At 66.4% G+C, this 23,826-nt stretch carries 24 protein-coding genes, 1 tRNA gene and 1 pseudogene; 12 read left to right on the top strand and 14 right to left on the bottom strand.

The window, feature by feature from the left end:
* Window positions 1-9: 9 nt before the first annotated feature.
* Window positions 10-393, bottom strand: coding sequence for a hypothetical protein (locus AB5I39_RS13245; protein ID WP_404367666.1), 384 nt, complete (start codon window positions 391-393; stop codon window positions 10-12).
* Between the two features lie 92 nt (window positions 394-485).
* On the opposite strand from AB5I39_RS13245, the gene AB5I39_RS13240 reads away from it, so the two are divergent.
* Both AB5I39_RS13240 and AB5I39_RS13235 read left to right on the top strand, forming a co-directional pair.
* A complete protein-coding gene (locus tag AB5I39_RS13240) occupies window positions 486-722 on the top strand; it encodes a hypothetical protein (RefSeq protein WP_404367663.1) in 237 nt (78 codons plus the stop codon).
* Window positions 722-2,572, top strand: coding sequence for a hypothetical protein (locus AB5I39_RS13235; RefSeq protein WP_404367661.1), 1,851 nt, complete (start codon window positions 722-724; stop codon window positions 2,570-2,572). The genes AB5I39_RS13240 and AB5I39_RS13235 overlap by 1 nt, the downstream gene beginning before the upstream one ends.
* A 67-nt stretch (window positions 2,573-2,639) precedes the next feature.
* On the opposite strand, the gene AB5I39_RS13230 is transcribed toward AB5I39_RS13235, so the two are convergent.
* The 4 genes from AB5I39_RS13230 to AB5I39_RS13215 form a co-directional block, all read right to left on the bottom strand.
* On the bottom strand, window positions 2,640-3,227 hold the full coding sequence (locus AB5I39_RS13230) for a hypothetical protein (RefSeq protein WP_404367658.1): 588 nt from the start codon (window positions 3,225-3,227) through the stop codon (window positions 2,640-2,642).
* A gap of 96 nt (window positions 3,228-3,323) precedes the next feature.
* Window positions 3,324-4,232, bottom strand: a complete 909-nt coding sequence (locus AB5I39_RS13225) for a flagellin (RefSeq protein ID WP_404367655.1) — start codon at window positions 4,230-4,232, stop codon at window positions 3,324-3,326.
* Window positions 4,233-4,241: 9 nt separating this feature from the next.
* Complete coding sequence (locus AB5I39_RS13220; RefSeq protein WP_404367652.1) at window positions 4,242-6,338, bottom strand: flagellar hook-associated protein FlgK; 2,097 nt, start codon at window positions 6,336-6,338, stop codon at window positions 4,242-4,244.
* A gap of 52 nt (window positions 6,339-6,390) precedes the next feature.
* On the bottom strand, window positions 6,391-7,692 hold the full coding sequence (locus AB5I39_RS13215) for a flagellar hook protein FlgE (protein WP_404367649.1): 1,302 nt from the start codon (window positions 7,690-7,692) through the stop codon (window positions 6,391-6,393).
* 166 nt (window positions 7,693-7,858) lie between these two features.
* Here AB5I39_RS13215 and AB5I39_RS13210 point away from each other — a divergent pair, with 166 nt between their 5' ends.
* The 7 genes from AB5I39_RS13210 to AB5I39_RS13180 all read left to right on the top strand — a co-directional run bounded on the left by AB5I39_RS13210 (window position 7,859) and on the right by AB5I39_RS13180 (window position 14,141).
* Window positions 7,859-8,275 (top strand): flagellar biosynthesis repressor FlbT, encoded by a 417-nt coding sequence (locus AB5I39_RS13210; RefSeq protein WP_404367646.1) that lies wholly within the window; start codon window positions 7,859-7,861, stop codon window positions 8,273-8,275.
* Window positions 8,272-9,597, top strand: a complete 1,326-nt coding sequence (gene fliI, locus AB5I39_RS13205; RefSeq protein WP_404367643.1) for a flagellar protein export ATPase FliI — start codon at window positions 8,272-8,274, stop codon at window positions 9,595-9,597. Before AB5I39_RS13210 ends, fliI begins: the two co-directional genes overlap by 4 nt.
* Window positions 9,594-10,049 carry a hypothetical protein gene (locus AB5I39_RS13200; protein WP_404367640.1) on the top strand — a complete coding sequence of 152 codons (456 nt, stop codon included), beginning with the start codon at window positions 9,594-9,596 and terminating at the stop codon, window positions 10,047-10,049. Before fliI ends, AB5I39_RS13200 begins: the two co-directional genes overlap by 4 nt.
* Window positions 10,046-11,008 carry a peptidoglycan-binding protein gene (locus tag AB5I39_RS13195; protein ID WP_404367637.1) on the top strand — a complete coding sequence of 321 codons (963 nt, stop codon included), beginning with the start codon at window positions 10,046-10,048 and terminating at the stop codon, window positions 11,006-11,008. Before AB5I39_RS13200 ends, AB5I39_RS13195 begins: the two co-directional genes overlap by 4 nt.
* A gap of 180 nt (window positions 11,009-11,188) precedes the next feature.
* On the top strand, window positions 11,189-12,286 hold the full coding sequence (locus AB5I39_RS13190; protein WP_404367634.1) for a sigma factor-like helix-turn-helix DNA-binding protein: 1,098 nt from the start codon (window positions 11,189-11,191) through the stop codon (window positions 12,284-12,286).
* 86 nt (window positions 12,287-12,372) lie between these two features.
* The gene (locus AB5I39_RS13185; RefSeq protein ID WP_404367632.1) at window positions 12,373-12,900 is read left to right on the top strand and encodes a hypothetical protein; all 528 of its coding nucleotides are present in this window, start codon (window positions 12,373-12,375) and stop codon (window positions 12,898-12,900) included.
* A 77-nt stretch (window positions 12,901-12,977) separates the two neighbouring features.
* Complete coding sequence (locus AB5I39_RS13180; RefSeq protein ID WP_404367629.1) at window positions 12,978-14,141, top strand: helix-turn-helix domain-containing protein; 1,164 nt, start codon at window positions 12,978-12,980, stop codon at window positions 14,139-14,141.
* Here AB5I39_RS13180 and AB5I39_RS13175 read toward each other — a convergent pair whose 3' ends face one another.
* The 6 genes from AB5I39_RS13175 to cpdR form a co-directional block, all read right to left on the bottom strand.
* The gene (locus tag AB5I39_RS13175) at window positions 14,142-14,519 is read right to left on the bottom strand and encodes a hypothetical protein (protein WP_404367626.1); all 378 of its coding nucleotides are present in this window, start codon (window positions 14,517-14,519) and stop codon (window positions 14,142-14,144) included.
* Complete coding sequence (locus AB5I39_RS13170; protein WP_404367623.1) at window positions 14,494-15,105, bottom strand: hypothetical protein; 612 nt, start codon at window positions 15,103-15,105, stop codon at window positions 14,494-14,496. Before AB5I39_RS13170 ends, AB5I39_RS13175 begins: the two co-directional genes overlap by 26 nt.
* A gap of 166 nt (window positions 15,106-15,271) precedes the next feature.
* Complete coding sequence (locus AB5I39_RS13165) at window positions 15,272-15,880, bottom strand: glutathione S-transferase (RefSeq protein ID WP_404367621.1); 609 nt, start codon at window positions 15,878-15,880, stop codon at window positions 15,272-15,274.
* Entirely contained in the window at window positions 15,868-17,160 is a 1,293-nt protein-coding gene (locus tag AB5I39_RS13160; RefSeq protein ID WP_404367619.1) for an Hsp70 family protein, read from the bottom strand. The genes AB5I39_RS13165 and AB5I39_RS13160 overlap by 13 nt, the downstream gene beginning before the upstream one ends.
* A 60-nt stretch (window positions 17,161-17,220) precedes the next feature.
* Window positions 17,221-17,295: transfer RNA gene (locus AB5I39_RS13155), tRNA-Val, on the bottom strand.
* 81 nt (window positions 17,296-17,376) lie between these two features.
* Window positions 17,377-17,754, bottom strand: coding sequence for a cell cycle two-component system response regulator CpdR (gene cpdR, locus AB5I39_RS13150; RefSeq protein WP_404367616.1), 378 nt, complete (start codon window positions 17,752-17,754; stop codon window positions 17,377-17,379).
* A 106-nt stretch (window positions 17,755-17,860) separates the two neighbouring features.
* Here cpdR and AB5I39_RS13145 point away from each other — a divergent pair, with 106 nt between their 5' ends.
* On the top strand, window positions 17,861-18,721 hold the full coding sequence (locus tag AB5I39_RS13145) for an N-formylglutamate amidohydrolase (RefSeq protein ID WP_404367613.1): 861 nt from the start codon (window positions 17,861-17,863) through the stop codon (window positions 18,719-18,721).
* A 173-nt stretch (window positions 18,722-18,894) separates the two neighbouring features.
* On the opposite strand, the gene AB5I39_RS13140 is transcribed toward AB5I39_RS13145, so the two are convergent.
* From AB5I39_RS13140 to AB5I39_RS13130, 3 genes and pseudogenes are all read right to left on the bottom strand, one after another.
* Window positions 18,895-19,455: a cytochrome b gene (locus AB5I39_RS13140; RefSeq protein WP_404367611.1), complete on the bottom strand. Its 561-nt coding sequence runs from the start codon at window positions 19,453-19,455 to the stop codon at window positions 18,895-18,897.
* Between the two features lie 4 nt (window positions 19,456-19,459).
* Window positions 19,460-20,227: a SapC family protein gene (locus tag AB5I39_RS13135; RefSeq protein ID WP_404367608.1), complete on the bottom strand. Its 768-nt coding sequence runs from the start codon at window positions 20,225-20,227 to the stop codon at window positions 19,460-19,462.
* Between the two features lie 59 nt (window positions 20,228-20,286).
* Window positions 20,287-21,761, bottom strand: a pseudogene (locus AB5I39_RS13130) (FAD-binding oxidoreductase).
* A gap of 112 nt (window positions 21,762-21,873) precedes the next feature.
* Here AB5I39_RS13130 and AB5I39_RS13125 point away from each other — a divergent pair.
* Both AB5I39_RS13125 and AB5I39_RS13120 read left to right on the top strand, forming a co-directional pair.
* Entirely contained in the window at window positions 21,874-22,296 is a 423-nt protein-coding gene (locus AB5I39_RS13125; RefSeq protein WP_404367605.1) for a hypothetical protein, read from the top strand.
* Between the two features lie 97 nt (window positions 22,297-22,393).
* Complete coding sequence (locus tag AB5I39_RS13120) at window positions 22,394-23,824, top strand: DEAD/DEAH box helicase (RefSeq protein WP_404367603.1); 1,431 nt, start codon at window positions 22,394-22,396, stop codon at window positions 23,822-23,824.
* Window positions 23,825-23,826 lie beyond the last annotated feature (2 nt).

The raw sequence follows: 23,826 nt of genomic DNA, 5'->3' as shown, positions 1-23,826 counted from the left end.
GCGAGCCGCTCAGCTTTCGGCCGAAACCTCGACGATCAGGACCCGGTCGACGCCCGGTTCGGCCGCCCGCAGCGCCTTGGTCAGGTCCGCGCTCAGTCGGCGCGCATCGACCGGTGTCTGCGGGGAGGCGTACAGCCGCGAAAATTCGATCGCGGCCGCGACCGACACAGCGCGCAGCACGGGCAAGCGTTCGGTCATGCGCGCCAGGCTGGCGGCATCCTTGGCGGTCAATACAAGCTTCAGTTTGAGCGCGCCTTCGATCCGGTCCGACCCGACGATCGGCACGACGATCTTCTCCATCGCCAAGAATTCGGACCCGCCATGTTCGGATCCGGCGGCGCCCGCCGGGCTGGCCGCCAGCGCGAGCGCGCAGAGCGCCGCAACCTGTGACAAACGCTGGAAAATCGAACGAACTCCGGGGTGGGGACACGCCTGTCGCGTCCTCCCCCTATAATAGAGGATAGCACGCCCAATTAGGACATTTCATGAGCCGCGATCAAAGACCTGGCCGCGTCAAACTGATCGACGCGGGGGCAGCGTCCCCGCCGATGCGCCGGATCGGCGACGTTCCCGGCACCGAAGCCACAGAGGCCGCCGCGCCGCCCGCGGCCGCGCCGCCGGTGCCTAAGGCGCCCACCCTGCTTTGGGCGGCGGTGTTCCTCATCGCCTGCATCGCGGGGGCAGCCCTGGTCACGCTATTTCCGCTGGTCGGCATCGGCTGATGCGCCCGATTTTCGCGCTTGCGCTGCTCGCTGCCTCGGCGGCGGCACCTGCACCCGCACCCCCCAGCCCTACGCCGGTGCCGACCCCGCCAGTCAACCCGGCGGACACCGAAACCGATGCGGCCGCGGATATCGCCGTCACGCCGGTTGCGCCGATCCGCACCGCGCCCAAGGTCACGCCGTTCGCCCCGCAATTCTCGACGCTGCCGGTGATCACGCGCCCGAACGGTTGGGCGATCTTAGGCCACGATGCCGCCTGGGGCGCTCTGCTACGCTCCAACCCCGACAATCGCCAGGCCGCGCGCTGGGCCTATGCGCGCAGCCAGATCGGACTGGGCCATGCTGCCGAAGCGATCGGCGCGATCGAGGTGATGCGGCAGGATGAACCCGACATCGTGCTGGTGCCCTCGTTCCAGCTCGCACTCGGCGCGACGCTGACCTTGCTGCACCGTTCGCCCGAGGCAGTCACCGCTCTGTCGGTCGAGCCGCTGACGAATAATCCCGAAGCCTGTGCGTGGCGGATGCTCGCGCTGGCGGAGGCGGAGGCGGACGCCCCGGCGCTGGGCCAGGTGCAATGTGCCATCCCCGCGCTCAACGCGCGCGCGCCTGTCTCGCGCGCGCCCTTCCTGCTTGCGGTGGCCCGCAGCGCCGAGCGGCTGGGCAAGCCGGCGATCGTCCTGATGCTGCTGCGCACCCTGCCCGCCGACCATGCGGCGGCCGAGCTGCTGCGCGGTCGCGCGTTGATCGCACTGCGCCGCGCCCCGGAGGGCAAGCTGGCGCTCGCCCGCGCCGCCGCCACGGGCGATCGGGCGGAGAAGCTCGATTCCGAGCTCAGCACGCTCGAGGCGGCGGTGGCGGCCGGGGCAACGCCGGCTGATGCCATCCAGCGTCTGCGCCACATTCGCTACGTCTGGCGTGGCGGACAGATCGAGGAGCGCGCGCTCGTGCTGTCCTATCAGCTTGCCCGCAGCCGCCACGATCTGCGCGGGACGCTGGAGGCCGGCGCGACGCTATTCCGTTACTTCAATGGCGGCAGCGCGCGCCCGACGCTGGTGGCCGAGCTGCAAAACACGATCGCCGCCGCGCTCGCGCCGGACAACCCGATGCCGCTCGATCAAATCGCCGGCCTGTATTGGGACTATCGCGACCTCGCCCCCGGGGCGGCGGATGGCGATCTACTCGTGTCCCACTTTGCCGATCGGCTGCAGGCAGCGGGTCTATACGCGCGCGCGGCCGAATTGCTCGAGCATCAGTTGATGGTTCGGACGAAGGACATAGCCCAAGGCCCGCTATCGGCGCGCGTCGCGTCCCTGTTCATCCTTGCCGGCGAACCCGACCGCGCGCTCGCCGCGATCCGCGCGACCGAAGCGAACGCCTATCCCGAGGCGATGCTGTGGGACCGGCACCGCGTCGAGGCGGTCGCGCTCGATCAGCTTGGCCGCACCAATGAAGCGATGGCAGTGCTGCAGGAGGTGCCCGACGGCCTGGCCATCCGCGGCGAACTCTATTGGAAGCGGCGCGACTGGAGGGCGCTTGCCGCCGTCACCGAACCGACGCTGACCGGCGGCGAAAAGATGACCGACGTGATGCAGGCCAAAGTGCTGCGCTACGCGATTGCGCTGGCGATGCTCGGTCGCGAGGATGCCCTGGCCCGGCTACACGATCGCTACCGTGCTGCGTTCGGCAAGCTGCCAAGCGCGGCGGTCTTCGAAACGCTGACCGCCGCAATCGGCGAGATCGATCCGGCAACGGTGAGCGCGGCAATGGCCGCGATCCCCTCGGCCAGCCCGGCCGGCGACATCGCCGACCTGGTCGATGCCGCCCCCGTTGTCGCACCACCCGCGGGATGATGCGACCGACGCGGGCGGATATCGCGCTCTAGCGGATCGCCGGAAGCTGCTGGGGCTTAGAGGTCGGTCAGCTATAGGCGTCGTCGCCAAAGGCGAGTGGCTGGTCCACGGCGCTGCGGTGATAGACCATCGGTATCGCGAGCCGACGCCCATCTGCTGCCAGCGGCGTTACCTGATGCTCGACCGCGCCTTCGAAACACACGAACAGGCCGGCGCGCGGCCGAAGCACTGCCTCGCCCCCAGCCCCATCGCGGAACATCAGGTCGCCGCCGGTCTCGGGCACCACTGCGTAGAAGACGCCGGTGACCGCATTCATGTCGGTGTGCCACACGTTCGCCGCCCCCTCCCGCGACAGAATGTTGAGCGTGATCGCGGCGCGAAGCCGGTTGGCGGCGAACAGCGGATATCCCACGCTTTCGGCGGCGAAGGACCGCAGTTCGTTGTGATACAGCGCCCACATCCACGGCAGCGCGGACCGGATCGCCGCCCCATCCACGCACGCGAACAATCCTGCCGGCTCGCCAGGAACGTCCGGCCCGCCATCGTACAAGACCTGTCTCGCCGGCGACTCCGCCAGCAGTCTGACATCGTCTTGCCAATGCGGCGGCAAAATGTCGGCAGCAAGAAGATCAAGCGTGTGAAACGGCGTTCGCATGGTCGCGAACTTAGCCGAGCGCCATCGGCAGGCAAGGTCAGGCGGTGCGCGGCTTGGCGCCAGCCCGCTTTGTCCGCGTCCCTACCGCCCGACGCCTCAGCGCAGATAGCTGACCAGACTCAGCCCCGAAAGCTGCGCGAACACCGAATAGCTCGCCTGCAGCACCGTCTTCTGCTGCGCCAGATCGATCGCGACCTGGCCGAGATCGGCATCCTCATTGCCGGAAATGATGTTCTTCATCAGCGTCGCGCGGTCCTCGGCGCGGGTGCCGAGCGTCTCGGTCTGGGCTTGCTTGCGGCCGTTATCCGCATTGACCGCGCGCAGGCTGGTGAGGCCGGTGTCGATCTGCCCGGCGGCCTGGCTCAGCACGCTGAGCTGTGCCGCGGTCGGCGGATCGCCGACCGGGCTGATCCCGGCGAGCGTCTGGAACGCGGCATACAGGCCGGTGCCGACATCGCTCGCGGTGATGCCATATTCGACATCGACCCCGTCGGCGAGCCGCACCGATGCCTTCACGTCGTCATTGACGAAGGCGGCCGATGCCGGGGTCGTCAACGTGTCGGCCAGCGTGTTGGGCGTGAACGGCGCGCCATCGCTCTGCGATCCGCCGAACAGCGACGTTCCACCTTCCGAGGCGTTGAGCGCCGCGCGGAACTGGTTGAACGCGGCGTTGATCGCGTCGTTCAGGCCGGTGCCCTTGCCCGTGCCGATGGCCGTCAGAATATCCTGCTTCAGCGACATCGCGCTGGTATCGATCGATCCGATATGGGTGTCGGCGATCTGCATCGTGATGCCGACCCGTCCGGCTGCGGCCACATAGGCCTCCTGCCGCGCGAGCAGCGAGTGGGTCGACAGGTTGCGCACCGCCTCCGTCCCCAGCGACGCGTAGTCCGGCGCCTTCTTGGCGGTGGCCAATTGCGCCTGGGTGGTCGCGAGCTTCTGCTGCGACTGCTGGATCGCAGCCGACATGCTACGCTGAAGCGGAATCGAGGCGACGCGGGACATGGGCAATCCTTACCTAATCATCGAAAGCAGCGTGTCGTACATCTGGCTGGCCGTCGTAATGAGGCGCGCCGAGGCGGAATAGCTGTTCTGCAACACCACCATATTGGCCAGTTCCTCGTCGATATTGACGCCCGAGAAACTGTCGCGGCGATTGATCGCATCGTCGCGCCGCGCGGTCGCATCGGCCAGCGTCGAGGACGCTTGCGACGCCGCCGTTCCGGCATTGCCGAGCAGATCCGCCGCGCGCGCGGCCGTAGTGGTGATGCCATCCTTGCCCAGATCGACCGTGGCGGCGAGTTGATCGACGAAGGCGGTCGCGCCACGATTATCGCCAGCGCCGAGCGCCTTCGCGCCGACCGCAGTGCCAACCTGGAAGCGCGCAAGGCCGAGCTTGCCCGGGCTCGCCAGAATATCGGGCCGGACTGCAGCGGCGGTCAGGCCGCTTTGCGCGCCGGTTAGCTGGACGATGCTGGCAAAGGATTGTCCGGTGCCGAGCCGATCGGTCGAATCCCCCGCGACGCTCAGCGCGGCACCGATCAGATTCGACTGCGGCGAGAATTGGATGCGCCCCTTGTCGTCCATCGCGAAGGTGCCGTACGCGCCGATCGCGCCGGCGTTCAGCTCCGTCACCAGATCGCCGAACGTCGATCCGACCGAGCCGGTCATGGTGTAGGTAGTCAGCGCCTTGCCGGATGCGTCGCGCAACGTGAGGCTGGTCGACTGCCCGACCGCGAAGCCGTGCGGATCCGATGGGGTGAAGCCAGAGGGCACCAGCGCGCTGCTCGCGCTGCGCACCATGTCGTTCATGCCGAAATATTGCGAGAAGCCGACGCCGCCGCGGTTGCTTGGCGCGGTCGGGCTTTGCGCGATGACGACGCCATTCGTGCTGCCGCTCGCCTTGATCGACAAAACGCCGTTGGTGAACGATGCCGTCGCGGTCCCGCCGAGGCCGGCATTGATCGCCGTCACCGCGTCATTGACGGTCGCGCCTGCGCCCAAAGCGGAGAAATCGACCGTGGTCGACGATACCAGCTCGCCGCTCGGCTTGGTCACCGCGAAGACCGCGGATCCGGTAAAGCCAAGGCGATCCGCTGCGGTGAGCGCGCTGGCGCGCCCGGTCAGTTGATTGGGTGCGGGCACGGTCGTGCCGTCGTTGGAGACCTTGTTCAGCGTCTGTGCCAGGCCGCTGAACAACACGCCGAGTTTTTCGGTAAACACCGGGAGCGCCCGGTCGCGCAGGTCGATCAACCCGCCAAGCTTGCCGCTGACCGCCGCCGAATCGATCTTGTCGCCGGTCGCCGCGCCAGCGCCACTGCTGGTGTCGGCAAAGCGCAGCGTGATGACCGGATAGTCGGTCTGCGCCCCGCCGGCCGACAGGGGCAAGGACAATTGCCGCAACCGGTTGTCGAGCAACGGAATGCCCGATGCGGTATCGATCGTCAGGCGCCCATCGGTCTGGTTGCGGACGGTCACCTTGATGAGGCCGCTCAATTCCTCGATCGCCGACATGCGCTGATCGGCGACGCCAGCCGAGCTTTGCCCGGTCCCGTCGAGCCGCGACACCGTGCCGTTCAGATCGTTGATCCGGACCAGCAGCCCGTTGATCCGGTCGACGCTATCGGTGATTTCGGACTGCACGTCGGACCGCAGCGAGGCCACATCGGACCCGAGCTGGTTCATCGACGAAATCGCGTCCTGCACGTTGGAGGTGAAGGCGGCGATCGTTTGGGGCGAAGATTGCGCACCCGTCATCGCGACAGCCGATGCATCTATCGCGTCGAGCCGCGACGGCAGCCCATATTCCGCGCCCGGCGCACCCAGAAGCGCCTGCAGACGGCTGAGATAGGAGGAGGCGACATCCGCCGCACCCACCTCGCCGCTGCGACGAAACACCGTGCCTTCCAGGAACCGGTCGGCGATGCGGCTCGGTTCGGCGAAGCGCACCCCGTTGACCTGCCCCGCCGTCACGCCGGTGGACAGTGACACCTTCTCCCGCGCGTAACCCGGCGTGGAGACGTTGGCGATGTTGTTCGAAACCGAACGCAATCCGGCCTGCGACGCCGCAAGGCCCGATATCGCCGATCCCAGAATTTCGTTCAACGACACGCCGATATTTCCTTATTCGGGCGGGCCACCGGCCCGCCCCCTACCTCTGCCGCTATCGCTTCAGATTGCCGATTTCCTGCAGCATCTCGTCCACCGTCGTGATGATCTTCGACGAGGCGCTGTAGGCGCGCTGGAAGCGGATCATGTTGGTGAATTCCTGCGCCAGGTCGACCGTCGATGCCTCCAGCGTGTTGGCAGAGATGTTCCCCGCGCCGAGCGAACCCGGCTCGTTGATCGCCACGCTGCCCGACAGATCCGACACGCCATAGGCATTACCCGGCAGCCGCGTCAGGCCATTGGGATTCTGAAAACTGGCGAGCGGCAATTGGAACACAGTGCGCGAGGACCCGTCCTCGAACACGGCACTGACCAGACCACCATCGGTGATGCGCGTGGAAGCCACGCTGCCGAGCAGGCCGCCATCGACGTTGGACGAAATCACCGCCGAGGCATCGCCGAACTGCGTCAGGCCGTCCAGCCCGCCATTGCTGCCGAGACCGAGCTTGATCGGCCCCGAACCCGCCCCGCTGGTCCATGTCGGATTGAGCGCCGCGAACATCGCGGGGGTCGACCCCGCGAGGTTGAGCGAACCGTCGGGATTGAACAGGATCGTACCGCTGGCGAGCAGGCCACCCGGCGCGGTTACGTCGGTCGCGGGCGAGGCATAGATTTCGCCCTGCCAGGTGTTGGCGGCGGTTTTCAGAAACGAAAGCATCACGGTGTGCTTGCCGCCCTGCGCGTCGGTCAGGTCGACCGGGCGTGAGAAGTTGGCCGGCGTCGTGCCCGATGCCATGTCACCGGCAGTATAGGTTCCGGCGAAGGCGGTCGTCGTCGCGTCGAGATTGGCGCGCATCTGCAGCCTGCTGGTCGCGGCGGCGGTGCCGGTCAGCTGCGTCACGCGAACCGGTACCAGCGCGGTCAGATCGCCGTTGTTGACGTAATTGCCCTGCGAATTGAGCGGCCAGCCCTGCAGGTAATACCCGCCCGCATTCTTCAGATAGCCCTGCGCATCGGGGGAGAAAGACCCGGCGCGGGTATAGGCGATGTTGGAATTCGGACCGATCCCGTCGCGCGTGACGAAGAAGCCGGCACCCGCGATGCCGATGTCGGTGCCGCTCGACGAGGTTTGCAGCACGCCGTCCTTGGACACCAGCGTCCGCGTTACTGCAGCCACCCCGCTCGCCGCATAAGGTGCGCCGCCGCGCGCGTCGGATACCAGCGTACGGAACTGCGTGTCGGCGTTCTTATACCCGATCGTGTTGATGTTGGTGATGTTGTCGGCGACGCTCGCCATCGCGGTCGATTGCGCGCTCAAACCGGACACACCGGCATACAGGGCTGAGTAAAGGCTCAAGGATTATCTCCGGCAAGAAGGCCCGGGCGACTTCAGCGGCGCTCGGCTCCATCAATTGTAGGAGGAGGGAAAGCTCGTGCGGCGATTCCCGCGGAAATTCCTGCAATCGGCCCGTCTTTCCGGCGTCCATCCTATAAGATGGCATACGTCCAGGAGGAAAAACCCGATGACTTTGCGAATTTCCCTGCGCGATGGCGAGAAGCTGATCGTCAACGGTGCCGTGCTGCGCGCAATCGGTCGCACCGATCTATGCGTCGAAAACCAGGTTTCCCTGCTGCGGGGCCGCGAAGTGATGTCGCCAGAAGACGCCGTCACCCCGGCTCGCCGACTCTATTACGCGTGCATGATCGCCTATATCGATCCGCACGGCGCGACCGCGCATCACGATGAGATCGTCCGCTATCTTCACGATCTGATCGGCGCGCTGGAAGCGCATGAGGCGAAGGCAGCGTGCGCCAGCTTCGCACGCAAGGTCGCGCTCGGCGATTTCTACCGCGCGCTGGCCGATTGCCGCGCGCTGATCGAGTACGAAGCCGCCGCGCTTGCCCGTACCGCGCCACAGGTTGCTCACGCCGCAGCATGAAGGCACTGGCCGCCGCCGCGCGCAGCTTGCGCGATCTGTCGCCCGACCAGCGTTTCGGGCGGGTGATCGGCGTGCGCGGTGCCTTGATCGAGGTCGAGGGACTGACCGGCGCGGCCCAGATCGGGTCGCACATCACGGTCGCGGGGGCTGACGGAGAGGTAGCGGCCGAGGTGACCGGGCTCGACCGCAACATCGCCCATTGCCTGCCGTTCAGCGATCCGCAGGGGATCGCATCGGGGGCACGCGCCGACTTGGTCGCTGGGCGCTTCACGGTACGCCCTTCCGACACATGGCTTGGACGCATGGTCGACGGACTCGGCCAACCGATTGACGGCAAGGGCCCCCTCCCCAAGGGGACCGATCCGCGTCCGATCAAGGCACCTCCGCCCCCCGCCGCACAGCGCGCCCGTGTCGGCGGCCGCATCGCCACGGGGGTACGCGCGCTCGATCTGTTCGCACCGCTCTGCCAGGGGCAACGGCTCGGCCTGTTTGCCGGCTCGGGCGTCGGCAAATCGGTGCTGTTGTCGATGCTTGCCCGCTGGACCGGCTGCGACATCGCGGTGATCGGCCTGATCGGCGAACGCGGCCGCGAAGTGCAGGAATTCGTCGAGGACGATCTCGGACCCGAGGGTCTCGCCCGCAGCGTCGTGGTCGTCGCCACCTCCGACGAACCAGCGCTGATGCGGCGTCAGGCCGCCTGGACCACGCTCGCCATCGCCGAACATTTCCGCGACCAGGGGCTGAACGTGCTGTGCCTGATGGATTCGGTCACCCGCTTCGCGATGGCGCAGCGCGAGATCGGTCTCGCGAGTGGCGAACCCGCCGCGACCAAGGGCTATACCCCGACCGTCTTCGCCGAGCTGCCGCGCCTGTTGGAGCGCGCCGGCCCCGGGCTTCCCGGCCAGGGATCCATCACCGGCCTGTTCACCGTGCTCGTCGATGGCGACGATCATAACGAGCCGGTTGCCGATGCGGTGCGCGGCATTCTCGACGGACACATCGTCATCACGCGCCGCATCGCCGAGCGCGGACGTTATCCCGCGATCGACATTCTGAAATCGGTCTCGCGCACGCTGCCCGGCGCATTACAGCCCGAGGAAAATGCCGTGCGCCTCGCCGCGCGCTCGGTCCTGTCGACCTATGCCGACATGGAAGAGATCGTCCGGCTCGGGGCTTATCAGACCGGTGCCAATCCCGAGGTCGATCGCGCGATCGCGCTCGCCCCCCAAATCGAGACGCTGCTGACCCAGACCAAGCAGGATCGCGGCGATTTGAGCGACAGCTTCGCGGCGCTTGGCGCGATCATGGAGGAACCGGCATGAACACCCCCTTCGATGCAGCCCTGCGCCTGCGCCAGCGCGAAATGGACGCGATGCGCGTGTCGATCGCTGTCCAGGTCAATCAGTTGATGGTGATCGAGGAGACGCGCGAAAATGTCGATCGCTCGGTCCGCCGCGAAACCGAGATCGCCGCCAGCAACTGGGGCTCCTCGGCGCACGCCTTCATGGCGCGGATGCGGGCACAGCGCGAACGGCTGGTGCGCGAACGCGCGACCGTCAACGCGCGCCTGACCGCGCTGCGCGAACAAGCGACGGAAGCCTATGGCGCGTTGCGCGCGATCGAAGGGGCCGCCGCGCGCTTCCGCGAAGAGGCCGACCGCGCTGCCGCAACCGCCGAACAAAACCGCGCGGACGATTTCTCCGCCGCCCGCTATTCCCGGGCGCAGGACATGATCCGCCGCGCACGCCTGACCACGGATCGCGATGCGGTATGATCGTCTCCAACGACTTGAGTCGCCTCGCCCCGGCTGAAAAGGCGGCGCTGATCTACGCCCAGGCGCAAAGCGACGTCTCGACCCGGCTGTGGCGCGCGGCGCTCGGCACCGACGACAGTTTCGATCGCGACGCTTCGGCATCGGCGCAATGCCCCGAATTCAACATCGATTCGCTGCTGGCGTTGCTGATGGCAAAGAGCGACGGCACCTCGGAGGCACCCGCCGCGCCAGCCATCACGGCGCCGGCATCCGCCCCCGCGACAGCAACGACGCCGCCCCCCGCGCTCTCAGCATCCTCCACCAATGGCACCGCCGTCACCGGCCTCGGCCCCAATGCGCAATACCGCACCGCGCTCGATGCGGCGGCGGCGCGCACCGGCATCCCGGTTGCCGCCCTCGCCGCGATCGTCGATGCCGAGGCGGGCAAGACCTGTGACGGTGCGTGGAAGACCAACTCGCGCAATCCGCGATCGAGCGCGGCCGGGCTCGGCCAGTTCCTGGGTGGCACGTGGCAGGGCGAGGCGGAACGCCCCGGCACCTGGCTGCACGGCGTCGCCACGCAGCAGGGCTGGCTCGGCGACGATGGCCGCGTGCTGCCCGCCGCGCGATCGGCACTGCTCGCTCTGCGCTACGATGCCACCGCCTCGATCAACGCCACTGCGGATTACGCGCGGCGCAGCGTGGCGCAATTGGAGAAGGCAGGGATTGCCATCGGCAACGATGTCGTGACAGTCGCACGCGCTGCCTATCTCGGCCACCATCTAGGCACTGGCGACGCAATTCGCTTTCTGAAGGGCGGCCTCAATCCAGGCCGGGCGAAGGTTCTGCTCGACGCCCAGATCGGCAGCGCCAACGCGAATCAACGAATCGCGCAGAGTGGCGATGCCGCCGCCGCGCATCGGTCCTGGCTGCTCGGCTTTATAGATCGGCATATCACGCCCGAACGTTTCGCCGCCTGAGCGCGCGTCGCAGAAAAGTGCAGATATAACAGTATATTACCGGCATACATCCTAAGGACTAGGTAAATTTTCTTATAGGACAATAACTATCCTGTTAAAGGACACGCGCCCAGATAGACCCATCACAGGGACGGGTTGGCAAGGGGCCGCCATCCCACAGTTTGTTTGGGGAGACACAGGATGTCGAAAACTACAGTCGCATTGGAAGCAGCCGTTTCGGCCGTCATCGCGAACATGCCGAAGGGCGACGATGTTTCGCCTGCACGCCAGCGCGCCGCCGTCGACAAAGCCTTCGCCGCGATCCTGAAGCTGATCGCTCCCCGCATCCGCCATTTCATCCGCCAATACGGTCTGGTCGGCCATTGGGAAGACGCCGAGCAGTGCTGCGCGATCGCGGTGCACCGGGCGATCCAGGGGTATGATCCCGCCAAGGCGATGTTCACCACCTTCGTGAACTGGCAGATCCGCGGCGAACTGCAGAGCCTGCGCTTCCGCGTGATGACCGACCAGCGCCCCTCGGCGAAGAAGGTCGACGCAACCACCGTTTCGCTCCACTCGATCGTGTCGAGCGCGGACGGCGACGAAGCGACGCTCGAATTGATCATCGAGGATGACGGCGCGCTCGCCCGCACCGAAGCCGGCGCATCCGATTACCTCGCCCATGCCGCCACCCGTTCGCTGGTCGACGAATATATCGAACAGCAGCGCCTCGCCGGGATCGAGCAGCTCCGCAAGCGCCCGCGCCCGAAGCGGGTCGTTGGCGCCGATCCGGTCGACCACGGCACCGCCATGCTCCGCCGCCCGCGCAGCCACGGCGTCTGCCCGACCGAAATCGCCAAGCTCGAACAGAAGCTGGAGCGCGACAAGGAAATCGTCGAACGTCGCGTGTTCGATGCCGCCACGCTCGACGAACTGGGTGCGAACACCGGCGTGACCAAGGAGCGCGTGCGCCAGATCACCAAGCGGGCCTCGCGCAGCATCGCCGAACTGGCCGCCAGCCAGCCGCGCTTCGCCGTGATGGCCGAATATCGCAAGACGCCAGCCCGCCCGGTCCGCGCCCGTTCCGCAAAGCGCCCGGCGGGCCTTGCGCCCACGATCCTGCCGGCCTCGGACCAGCCACACAACACGCTCGCCCGCGTCGTTGCACTCGAAGCACAGGCCGCCCATCCCGCACCCCGCGCCCCGCACGATCTCGATGCGATCGTCGCCGCGATCGTCCCGACCGTCGGTGCGGACCTCTCGGGCGGCAACGCGCCCGGCAGCAAGGCGCGCCACTGATGCGATCGGCGGCCACAGGAACGCGACGCTGTCGTTAAGGCAGCGTCGCGACCCGGGATCCATCACTTTCAACAAGGGTGCGCTGCATGAATTCGGGCAAGGCGAAATCGGATCCGGGAAACCCGCCGATCCCGCCGCCGCGCATCTTGCCCGGCATGGACCTTTCGCTGGCCCGAATTGCACGACAGGTGGCGCATCATGCCAGCCCGATACTGCGCGCCAACCAGGCCCTCCTGCTGACGATGACGATCGATACGCGCGATGAGAGCGCGCCGTTATGGATAGGCTTCTGGGATTCGCGCTGCACGCTCAATCCGCTTCCGATCCACGAAAGCAAATCGACCAAGGCGCTTGCCGTCCTCACGGCCGCCGCGAACGTATTGCTCGCCGACCTGATCCGGCGGTGGCCGGTCAATGCGGTGCCCCCGGCGGTCGGAATTTTCACGGACGGCAGTGGCGTGGCATTCTCCTCCGATCACCCCTCCCCGCTCTCCACCAACTGGCTGGTGCATCATCAAGCCGGACTGTGCCCGACGACGACGCTAGTACCCTTCAGTCCGAATGGCGCATGGTCCCGTCTGATCGCGCCCGCTGCGGAACCGCTGATCCACTGACTTATTGAACTTTCGTAAACCATCCTATACAGGAACGCGGCACCGGGGATTACTCCCGTCGACGGAGACACTTTCCTATGGGATCGCAGACGAAACGATCGAAACCGCGGCTGGCTGATACGGTGTCGGCGCTGCGGCGCCCCGATCCCGTCGCGGCCTCCGCCCCGAGCGAAATTCTGCTCGATCCCGATCGCCCCTTCATTTTTCCCAACCGCGTGCGGGAACAGCGGCGGCGGCACGGCCTGCAGAAGCTGATGGCGCTCAGCAACCTGATCGCCGACATTCCCTATATCCGCCTGTCCAAAATCGAGCGTGGCGAAGTTGTCGCCCGCGCGGACGAACTGGTACGCATTGCTGGCGCACTCGGCATCGCGCCGGAGACTCTGCTGCTCGACGTCGATGCGCCGGGCTTCGACATCGCCACCTGGGCCGACCCGTTTCGCGATTTGACGGCGTGGAACGAAGCAGACGAGCGGGAGGCGGTGCTGCTGGCCGCGGCCCTTCGCGTCCGCCGCAGCCAGGATCGGGCGCTCACGATCGCGGTGCTCGATCGCGACTATGGCCTGCCCGCGGTCATCCTCTCGCGCATCGAAAATGCGCAAAAGCCGCTCGATCGCTGGAATTCGGCGACACTGGCCTCGCTCTGCCGAGTTTTCCAGGTGGAAGGCGTGCCCGCCCTGCGCGCGATGATTGCCGCACAATATAATCGCGGCGAGCTCGACGGCTTCGTCCGCACCATCACCGATCCGGATGCCCGCCTTGCCCGCTCGCGTGAACGGATCGCGGCGCTGAAAAAGGCCTTGTCGGGCTTGCCCGAGAACCAGATTACACCGTCCAAGGCGGCGCATAGCGGCGGGGCGCCACTGGCCACCTATCGCCCGCGCGAGCTGCGCGTGCACGGTACGGCACTCGCCGGTGGGCTGATCGATTTCACCGCGAGCGACGAGATGGTGGAGGCCCCCACCCGCGCCGGGCCGCGCGCCTTCGCGCTGCGGGTGTGCCGGGCGACGCTCGGCGCTGGCCTGCCGGCGGCGGCAGTTGTCGTGGTCGATCCGGATCGACCGGCGGTGGCCGGCGGCCTCGCCGCAATCCGCGTTGGCAAGGCGTATCGCCTGGTTACCGTCACCTTCGACCGGAATGGCGCCACGACCGGCTACAGCGTCAGTCCTGATATGGAGATCAATCTCGACACGCTCGATCCGGCCGATGTCGCAGGCGTCATCGGCGCGATCTTTCCGTAATCACGCGGCGATGCGGTGCGTGTCCACGGCATTGTCCTGACGGTAGCGGATTTGCACCGTCACGTTCCAGCTTCGCTTCGCCACCTTGGGCGGCCCCAGGCGAATGACGCGGCGTCCGGCGGCCAGCGCATAGGCCGAGCGCGCGCGCAGCCGATCGCGCTTGCGCCGCAGCCGATCCATCGTACCCCAGTGCAGCAGCGCAACGCCGACGCGCGCAGCGGCCAGCGTGCCGCTGATCGCCTGCCCGATCGCCTCCAGCCTCACCGCGATGCGCGAACGGCGCTTGAACACCGCCAGATCGACATTGCGCCACGCCACCTGCAGCCCGGCGGGCACCGCGATCCACGGCGCATCAGCCGCCGTCGATGATCGAATCATGTCGCGGGAGCAACGGGTGCACCGCGTGAACCGGAAGCCTTGGTTTTCCAGCGACGTTGGTGCGATGGCGTGGCCGGACAGAGCGCAAAGAAGATTCATTGTCGGTTCCCGTGGAACGGCCAGCGGCGGCCAAATCGAGGTGAAGCGAGGCGAGCAAGCGCAGTTCGTCGTGTTTGCCGGCCATGATCTGGTCGAGATCCCAGATCTCGAAACTGTCGCCCATGCCGACGACGAGTGCGCGGTGCGCCTCGCCGTGGCGGAGGTTGAGCCACGGCGCGATCGCGATCTGGCCCTTGCCGTTGAGCCAGCCGGGCGCGGTGAAGCCAAGGTCGCGGCGCAGGTCGATCATATATTCGGCGCGCAGCAACCCGCCCTCGGCCAGGCGGCGGCGCTGGAAGCGCTCCATCCGCGCTTCGATCGCGCTTTCGTCATGTACGACCAAGTGTTTGCTAGTATTGCGTAGGCAAATGAAGAGACGATCGTTCGCTTTTCGCGAAGTGATCGCAATACAGAATGCGGTGGGCAGCGTAATCATGCCCTTCGCCCCAATTTCGCAAATCGCGCTTCCAACGAACAAGCGACTCATTGTCCTTCTCCCTTATCGGTGAAGGAAGCTAACCATAAGGAATGGTGAATTTGTATATCGGACAAACCCTTACGGTGTTCACCGTAAGCCTAAAATTATATATGTCGAAAAGCTGAAATCGCCGTTTCGTCCCGCTATAAAAGGCGTCCGGCACGCGCGAACACCGTCAGGGCACCCGGCGCGGTCGCTTCTGCATGATCGCCGCGAACAGATCGGACCTCAGATGGCCCGCCAGCCAGACATGCAGGTGCGGCAGCGCTTGCCGATCGAACCAGGCGCGATCGACCGCCGCAAATTGCCGGACGAACGGCATGATCGCCATGTCGGCGAGCCCGCGCTGCGCACCGCACAGCTGCCCGCCTGCGGCAAGCCGCTGCTCGAGCTGCGCCAGGAACGTCAGTCCCGCCTCACGGTGCGCCACCGGATCGCTCCCGAAGCGCTCGGGATATTTGTAGCGGTCGAGGTCGCGCTTGAATGGGCCGTCGTTGGTCGCGATCAGGTCCGGGTCGTCGCGCGACAGCCACCCTTCCGGATCGGCCGTGCCCAGCGCCCACCGCATGATATCGATGCTCTCGTCGATCACCGTCCCATCCGCGAGTTGCAGCACCGGCACGGTCCCCTTGGGCGAGGCGGCGAGCATCGCGGCGGGCTTGTCCGACAGCGCCACCTCCCGCTGCTCGCACCCAACCCCACTGACCGCCAGCGCGAGCCGCGCCCGCATCGCATAGGGGCAGCGGCGAAAAGTGTAGAGGACCGGCGCGCTCACACCGTCCATGCGCGCAAATCCGGCTCGTCGGCGATCAAGGCGAGGCCGTGCGCGATCGAGGTCAATTCGCCCCCGGTCGCGATGCGCTCGGTCCCGAAGCGCCGGTCGAACATCGCGCGGATCGCCGCGATCAGCGAGGAACCGCCCGTCAGGAACACCCGGTCGATCGCCGCCGGTGCCATCCCCGCCCGCTCCAGCGCCGTGTCCAGCGCCTGTTCGATCGCGCGCAGATCCTCGGCGATCCAGCTTTCGAAATCGGCGCGCCGGACCGGCGCCGCGATCTCGATTCCGCCGCCGCTGAACACCAGTTCGGCCTCCTCGTCCTGCGACAGGGCACGCTTCACCTTGCCGACGGCATCGTACAACGGAAAGCCTTGCTCATGTTCGATCAGCGCGATCATCCGGCCGATCGGTTCGGGATCGAGCGCACTGCGCTCCAGCTTGCGCAGTTCCTCCAGCGTTCGCCGGTTGCGCATCAGCGCGAGCCGCGACCAATCCGCGAAATCGGCGAAGTAACCGCCGGGAATCTCCAATTCCTTGCCGAACGAACGATAGCGGGTCCCCTTGCCCAACAGCGGCAGCACCAGCCGATCCATGATCCGCCGGTCGAACCGGTCGCCCGCGATCCCCACGCCTGCGGAGGCGAGCGGTACGCAGCGCGTCAGCGCGCCGGGTTCTGCCACACGCACGATCGAAAAGTCGGTTGTGCCGCCGCCGAAATCGGCGACCAGAACCGTCGCCGGCTCTGTCAGCCGCGCGGCATAGCTGAATGCCGCGCCGAGCGGTTCGTAGACATAATGCAACTCGACGCCGAATTCGGCGAACATCGCGTCGTACCGTAGCCGGGCCAGCTCCGGGTCGGGCCGCGCCCCGGCATAAACCACCGGCCGCCCGACGATGATCCGGCTCGGCCGCGAATCGAGTGTGCCACCGGCGTGGGCCACCAGTTTCTGCAGGAACAGCCGCCCGAAATCCTCGAAGCGGAAATTGCGTCCGAAGATTTGCGCGCGCTCGAACAACGGGCTCGCCGCGACCGTCTTGAACGATTGCACGAAACGGCTGTCGAGCGGCGATTGCAGATATTCCGAAACGGCCCACGGGCCCGCGTCATGCGCCACGCCGTTCCACCCACGCTCTTCTTCCCAGAAGCACAGCGCCGAGCGAAACACCGCCCCGGTCGCGTCCGTCCCGACGAAATCGACCAGATCCGCCCCGCCAGCGCCGTCGCCACGCGCAACGACGGTATTGGTCGTGCCGAAATCGATGCCAAGCGCGGTTGCGGACGTCACGAACAATTCCCCGGAGAACACAAAAAAGCCCGCCAGGCTTGTGGCCTGGCGGGCTTTTAATGGTGGGCGTGGCAAGGATTGAACTTGCGACCCCTGCGATGTCAACACAGTGCTCTACCACTGAGCTACACGCCCACGTCGCCGTGCCAAAGCAGGGCGAGGGGCGGCCTTTAACGAAGCCCTCGCGCCTGCGCAAGCACTGCAATACGCAATACGTCAGATATTGTCGCTGATGCGTTCCAGTTCGAACATCCGATCGACCTCCAGCACCAGATCGCGCAGGTGGAACGGCTTGGACAGCACGCGCGCCTGCGGCATCGTCTTGCCCGCCTTCAGCGTGACGGCGGCGAAGCCGGTGATGAACATCACGCGCAGCGACGGCACCATTTCGCCGGCCTTTTGCGCCAGCTCGATTCCGTCCATCTCGGGCATCACGATATCGGTCAGCAACAGGTCGAAATGTTCGGTTTCCAGCAGCGGGATCGCCGCCGTCCCGCGATCGACCGCGGATACTGCGTAACCCGACCGTTCCAGTGCGCGGGTGAGGTATTCGCGCATCACGCGATCATCCTCTGCCAGCAAAATCCGTATCATACTCAAACCCTGCCTCATGGCCTCTGCCGGCCGCCGACCTGTACGCGAAAAGCCCTTAAGAATTTCTCGCCGATCCGTCGTGCGACCTGTGATACCATGCACGGAAATGACCGCTTCGTCCCCATCTTTTGACCGCTATGGCGATCCTGTGCCGTCCAGCCCGGTCGTGCTGTCGGTCCCTCATGCGGGGCGCGACTATCCGTTGGCGCTGCGCACCGCGTTGCGTGTTCCGATCGCCGCCGTCACCATCTTGGAGGACCGCCATGTCGATGCCGTGGCGCTCGCCGCGCACGCGCTGGGGTTGGGTCGCGAAACGATGCTGGTGCAGCGCCGCGCACGCGCGTGGATCGATCTCAACCGGTCGGAGCTGGAACGCGATCCCGCGATCGATGAAGGCGCGGTCTGGACGGCCTTGCCGCGCCTTTCGGCCAAGGTCCGCGGCGGTCTTGGGCTGGTCCCTCGACGGGTGATGGGTGCGGGCGAATTGTGGCGGCGGCGGCTCGATGCCCATGATGTGGCGGCGCGAATTCGCCAGGATCATCGCCCCTATCACGCGCAATTGGCCAGCGAACTCGCCGCCGCCCGCGCACGCTTCGGAACGGCGGTGCTGCTCGACGTGCATTCGATGCCGTCGCTCGGGCCGGGCAAGCCGCGCATCGTGATCGGCGATCGCTTCGGCCGCAGCGCGCACAGCCGCTTCGTCGCGGCGATCGAGTCGGTCGCGCACAGTGCGGATCACGCGGTTGCGCTCAACGCGCCCTATGCCGGCGGGCATATCCTGGAAACGCACGCCCGGCCGGCCGACGGCATCCATGCCGTGCAGATCGAATTCGATCGCAGCCTCTATCTCGATCCGGCAGGCGATGGCCCGGGGGACGGCCTGGCGGCGACCGCGGCCTTGCTGCGGCGCATGATTGACGTGCTCGCAGACGAGGCAAGCGCGGCCTTCCCGATCGCCGCCGAATAACACCAAAAAAACCACCGCGTGCGATGCACGCGGTGGCCAAGGTTCAGGGAGGAGGCGCCCTGAAAGGGCGCCGCGCGGTCCGCGAAAGGGGGGAACACGAACCGCGTGAATTGGATATAGGGAAGCCGTTTTCGGGCTTCAAGGGAGAAAATCGACCCCCGTAATCACACGTATCAGCCGCGCGGCAAAAGCACAGGAATCATCCGCGCGAGCACGCCGTCGCGCAGCACGAAGTGATGCCGCAACGCAGCGGCGACGTGCAGCAGCACCAGCGCCGCCATCGCATATCCGAGCACGCCATGCGCTTGGTGCGCCACGCCGCTCACAGCGCGCGTGACGGGCAATGGCGGCACGTCGAACAGGCCGAACCAGCCGAACGGCTTGCTCGTCGGCTTGCCCGACACCAGCATCCACCCTGTCAGCGGCAGGATCAGCAACAAAGCATAGAAGCCGATATGGGTGGCAGCGGCGGCACGCCGCTCCAGTGCGCTGAGCGCGATCGGGGGTGGCGGCGGGCGATAGGCCAGCCGCCACCCGATTCGCGCGAGGCTCAGCGCCAGCACGGCAATGCCGATCGACAGATGCAGCGGCATCGCACCGGCCACGCCGCGCAACAGCGATTCGTGCAGCAGCCCGATCGTCAGATTGACCAGCACCAGCGCGGCGATGGCCCAATGCAGCAGAATCGCGCCGCGCGTGTACCGATCGATCCGGATCAGCGCGCGGCGCGTCATAGGTTTACACCAGTTGCGGCGTCGGTGCCTTGCCGAGCTTCACCTGCCGCTCGAACACCTGCGGCAGCGCGGCGAGCGAGAACATGTGCGCGTAAATGAGCGCGAGCAGGCCCGACTTCTGGATCTTGCGCAGCTGATCGCCGCGCAGATCGTTGAGCTTTTCCTCATTGATCATCTGGAAACCGCGATAGACGAACGGCTGTTCGAAGCCCTGCATCTGCAGCGTGACTTCGCCATCCATCAGCAGCCCGAGTTCGCGCAGCTCGGTCATGAAGTTCGCGGTGCGCGCGCCAGCCTGTTCGAACTGTTCGTTGAAGGTCAGGATGTTCTGGACGATCTCGGTCGGCTTGCCGTCTTCGAACAGCGCCTCGCCATCCTCGAACGCACCAAGCGTGTCGGCGGTCGGATCGAAGCAGAGCGACAATTCCTCGGCATCCGGGCGCAGCCGCGCGAGCATGAAGGGGTAACGGCGGACGTAAGCAGGCACATAGACCGGCTCGTCGATCATCTTGCCATCGTCCTCGATGAAGACGTTGACGCCTTCGTTCAGGCCCATCAGCGCGATCGGAATGGCGTCGTCGCCCGTCGTGAAGACGATCGGCAGGGTGCGCTGTGCTGCGACGAATTCATCGACCGTGATCGGAATCGCGTGCTGCCCGACCAGGAACTTCGCGCGATCCTGCACACGCAGCTTGAATGCGGCATGAGTCTCGCTCGAAAGCGGTTCGAGCGTGTTGTAGAACAACGGAAGCGATTGCGGCGCGCTGGCCATCGGTAATTCTCCAATCGAAAATGAAAGCGCGCAAACGCCACGCCGAATGGCCGCTGGCTCTATGGTGCGGACGGCGTTTCCGCAAGGGCGAGCAATTTCCCCGGGTTCATCAATCCGTTGGGGTCCAGCCCCGCCTTGATCGCACGCAGCGCCGCCATCCGCGCGGGGGAGGACAGCCGCGCGAGTTCCTCCCGCTTCATCTGGCCGATGCCATGTTCGGCCGAAATCGAGCCGCCCGCCGCGACCACCAGATCGTACACCAGATGGCTGGCGGGCTCTCCCACCTCGGCCCGCCAACGGGCCGCGTCGACTCCGGCGGGGGCATTGACGTGGAAATGCACGTTTCCGTCGCCCAGATGCCCGAACGCGCTCGCGTGGACGCCGGGAAATGCCGCCTCAACCCTGGCCGCCGCGTCGAGCATGAAGGTCGGCATCGTGTCGACCGGCACCGAAATGTCATGCGCCATCGTTGGCCCCTCGGCGCGCTCGGCTTCCGAAATCGAATCGCGTAAGCGCCAGAACGCCTCGGCCTGCGCTTCGCTCGCGGCGACCACCGCATCCTGCGCCAGCCCGGCCGCAAGCACGCCCTGCAGCAGCTCCTCCAGCGCGGCTTGCGCGGTCGCCCCGCCGCTCGGCGTGACATAATCGACCAGCACCAGCCACGGATGCACGCCCGCAAGCGGCGGCCGGGTGCCCGGAATATGCTTCAGCACCAGGTCCATCGCGATCTTGGGCACCAGTTCGAAACTCTCGATCGCACTGCCCGAGCGCGCCTCCATCGCGCGCAACACCTGCAGCGCGTCGGCGGGAGATCGAACCGCAAGCCACCCGGTCGCCCGGTCCTGCACCGCGGGCACCAGCCGCAGTGTCGCCGCGGTAATGACGCCCAGCGTCCCCTCCGCGCCCACCAGCAACTGCGTCAGGTCATAGCCGCGATTGTCCTTCTTCAAGGCGGCAAGCCCGTCATAGATCGATCCGTCGGGCAGCACCGCCTCGATTCCGGCGACCAGGGCGCGCATCGTGCCGAAGCGCAGCACTTGCGTGCCCCCGGCATTGGTCGAGGCGAGCCCGCCGATCGTCGCACTGCCGCGCGCGCCGAGCGTCAGCGGAAAGCGCAAGCCGCGTGCCTCCGCCGCCTCGTGCAGCGTCTGGAGAATCACCCCTGCCTCCGCCACCGCCAGCTGCGCAGCGGGATCGATCGACCGAATCCGGTTCAACCGCCGGAGCGACAGAATCACCGCCGAACCATCGGCGGGCGGAGTCGCCCCGCCGACCATCGACGTATTCCCCCCTGCGGCACCAACGCCACACCGAACGCCCCCGCCAACCGCACGACGGTCGCGACACCCTCGGTCGTATCGGGCGACAGGATCGCGACGCTCGCGCCGTGATAGCGGCCGCGCCAGTCGTCGAGCCACGGTGCGATGTCGTTCGGATCGGTCACCACCGCCTTGTCCCCAAGGGCGGTGCGCACCGCGTCGATCAGCCGCGCCTGACGCTCGGGGATGGTATCGGAGAAGATGGCATTCGTCATTGCAGGCGCTCTATCATCGCGGCATGAACGTTGCCAATTCATCCGACGTTCAAGCGTAAAAGGTATCGCTGGCCGACCCATGCCCAACGCCGCTTTGCCCTTTCTGCTGCTTTTGACGCTCACCCCCGCGGCCTCGGCGCAGGTTGCGCAATGGGACGGCGCGGAACTTGCGCAGCTTTCGATTCACCAGCGCATCGTGATCCGCATCCCGCGCATCCTCGGGCGGCGGCCCGAGCAGAAATCCGAACCCGCGGCCGTGCGCTGGGTCGAGAAAAAGGGCCCGCGCTGCGTGCCGATGAGCGCGCTGGAAGGGGCGATCATCACCGGCGGCGATAGCGTCGATCTGATCGTGGCGGACGGCACGCGGTTGCGCGCAGGCTTCGACGACGATTGCCCGGCGCTCGATTTCTATTCCGGTTTGTACGTGAAGGGCACGACCGACGGGATGATCTGCGCCGACCGCGATTCGATTCGCTCACGCTCGGGCAGCGTGTGCCGAATTGACGGTTTCAAGCGGCTCGTGGCAAAACGATAAGGCGTGGCCCGCCCGTTTACCTTGACTTTTCGTCCCTGATCGGCAAGCGCTTGAACGGTCCTGGCGCTCTCGCCCGGCCGCTTTTTCCGGACACCGCATGACTTTTGCCGACCTCGGCCTTTCCGACGAACTCCAGCGCGCCGTCAACGAGTCCGGCTATACCCAGCCGACTCCGATCCAGGCGAGCGCGATTCCCTCGGTGTTGATGGGGCGCGATCTGGTTGCCGTGGCGCAAACCGGCACCGGCAAGACCGCCGCTTTCGTCCTGCCGATGATCGACATTCTCGGCGAAGGCCGCTCCCGCGCCCGGATGCCGCGCACGCTGATCCTGGAGCCGACCCGCGAACTCGCCGCGCAGGTTGCCGAGAATTTCGAGAAATACGGCAAATATCACAAGCTCTCGATGGCGCTGCTGATCGGCGGCGTGTCGATGGGGGATCAGACCGCCGCGCTCGAAAAGGGCGTCGACGTCCTGATCGCGACGCCGGGCCGCCTGATGGACCTGTTCGGTCGCGGCAAGATCCTGCTGACCGGCTGTTCGATGCTGGTGATCGACGAGGCCGACCGGATGCTCGACATGGGGTTCATCCCCGATATCGAGGAAATCTGCACCAAGCTGCCCAAGACGCGGCAGACCCTGCTCTTCTCCGCGACTATGCCGCCGCCGATCAAGAAATTGGCCGACAAATTCCTCGACAATCCCAAGTCGATCGAGGTTGCCCGGCCCGCCACCGCCAACATCAATATCAAACAGTGGCTCGTCCCGGTCACCGCCGCCAAGAAGCGCGATCGGCTGATGTCGCTGCTGCGCTCGGAAGCGGTGAAGACCGGGATCATCTTCTCCAACCGCAAGACGACCGTGCGCGAGCTGAACAAGGCGCTGCAACGCGCCGGGTTCGCCTCCAGCGAAATCCACGGCGACATGGAACAGTCGCAGCGCATCGCCGAGCTCGATCGCTTCAAGAAAGGCGAGGTCAACATCCTCGTCGCGTCCGACGTCGCCGCGCGCGGGATCGACATCAAGGGCGTCAGCCATGTGTTCAATTTCGACGCGCCGTGGCACCCGGACGATTATGTCCACCGCATCGGCCGCACCGGGCGCGCGGGCGCGACCGGCATCGCCTTCACCTTCGCGACGCCCGACGATGCCGAGAATATCCAGAATATCGAGAAACTGACCGGGCTGAAGATCGAACGCTACGAAGCGGGCGACGCGCCGGCAGCGGAGGAGGCCGAAGCGCCGCAAGAGGCCGCCCCGCGCAGTCGTGGACGCGGCAAGAAGTCTGCGCCCAAGCCGGTGTCCGCTCCAGCGGAAAAAGTGGCGGTCGAAGCCGAACGCCCAGCCCGCACCCCACGCCCGGCACGCGATGCCCGCCCGCCGCGCGAAGACCGCCCCGCCCGCGATTCGCGCCCGCCGCGGGACGAGCGTCCGGCCCGGTCGGAGCAGCCGCAGCTTGCCGATGCGGTCGATGATGGCGGTTGGAACGGCCCGATGCCGAGCTTCCTTATGGCCAAGCTGACCGACTGAAC

Source organism: Sphingomonas sp. MMS24-J45 (genome assembly GCF_044881195.1).
Taxonomy (GTDB): domain Bacteria; phylum Pseudomonadota; class Alphaproteobacteria; order Sphingomonadales; family Sphingomonadaceae; genus Sphingomonas.
The sequence above is the reverse complement of the archived record's forward strand: the minus strand, read 5'-3'. Positions and strand labels throughout refer to the sequence as shown.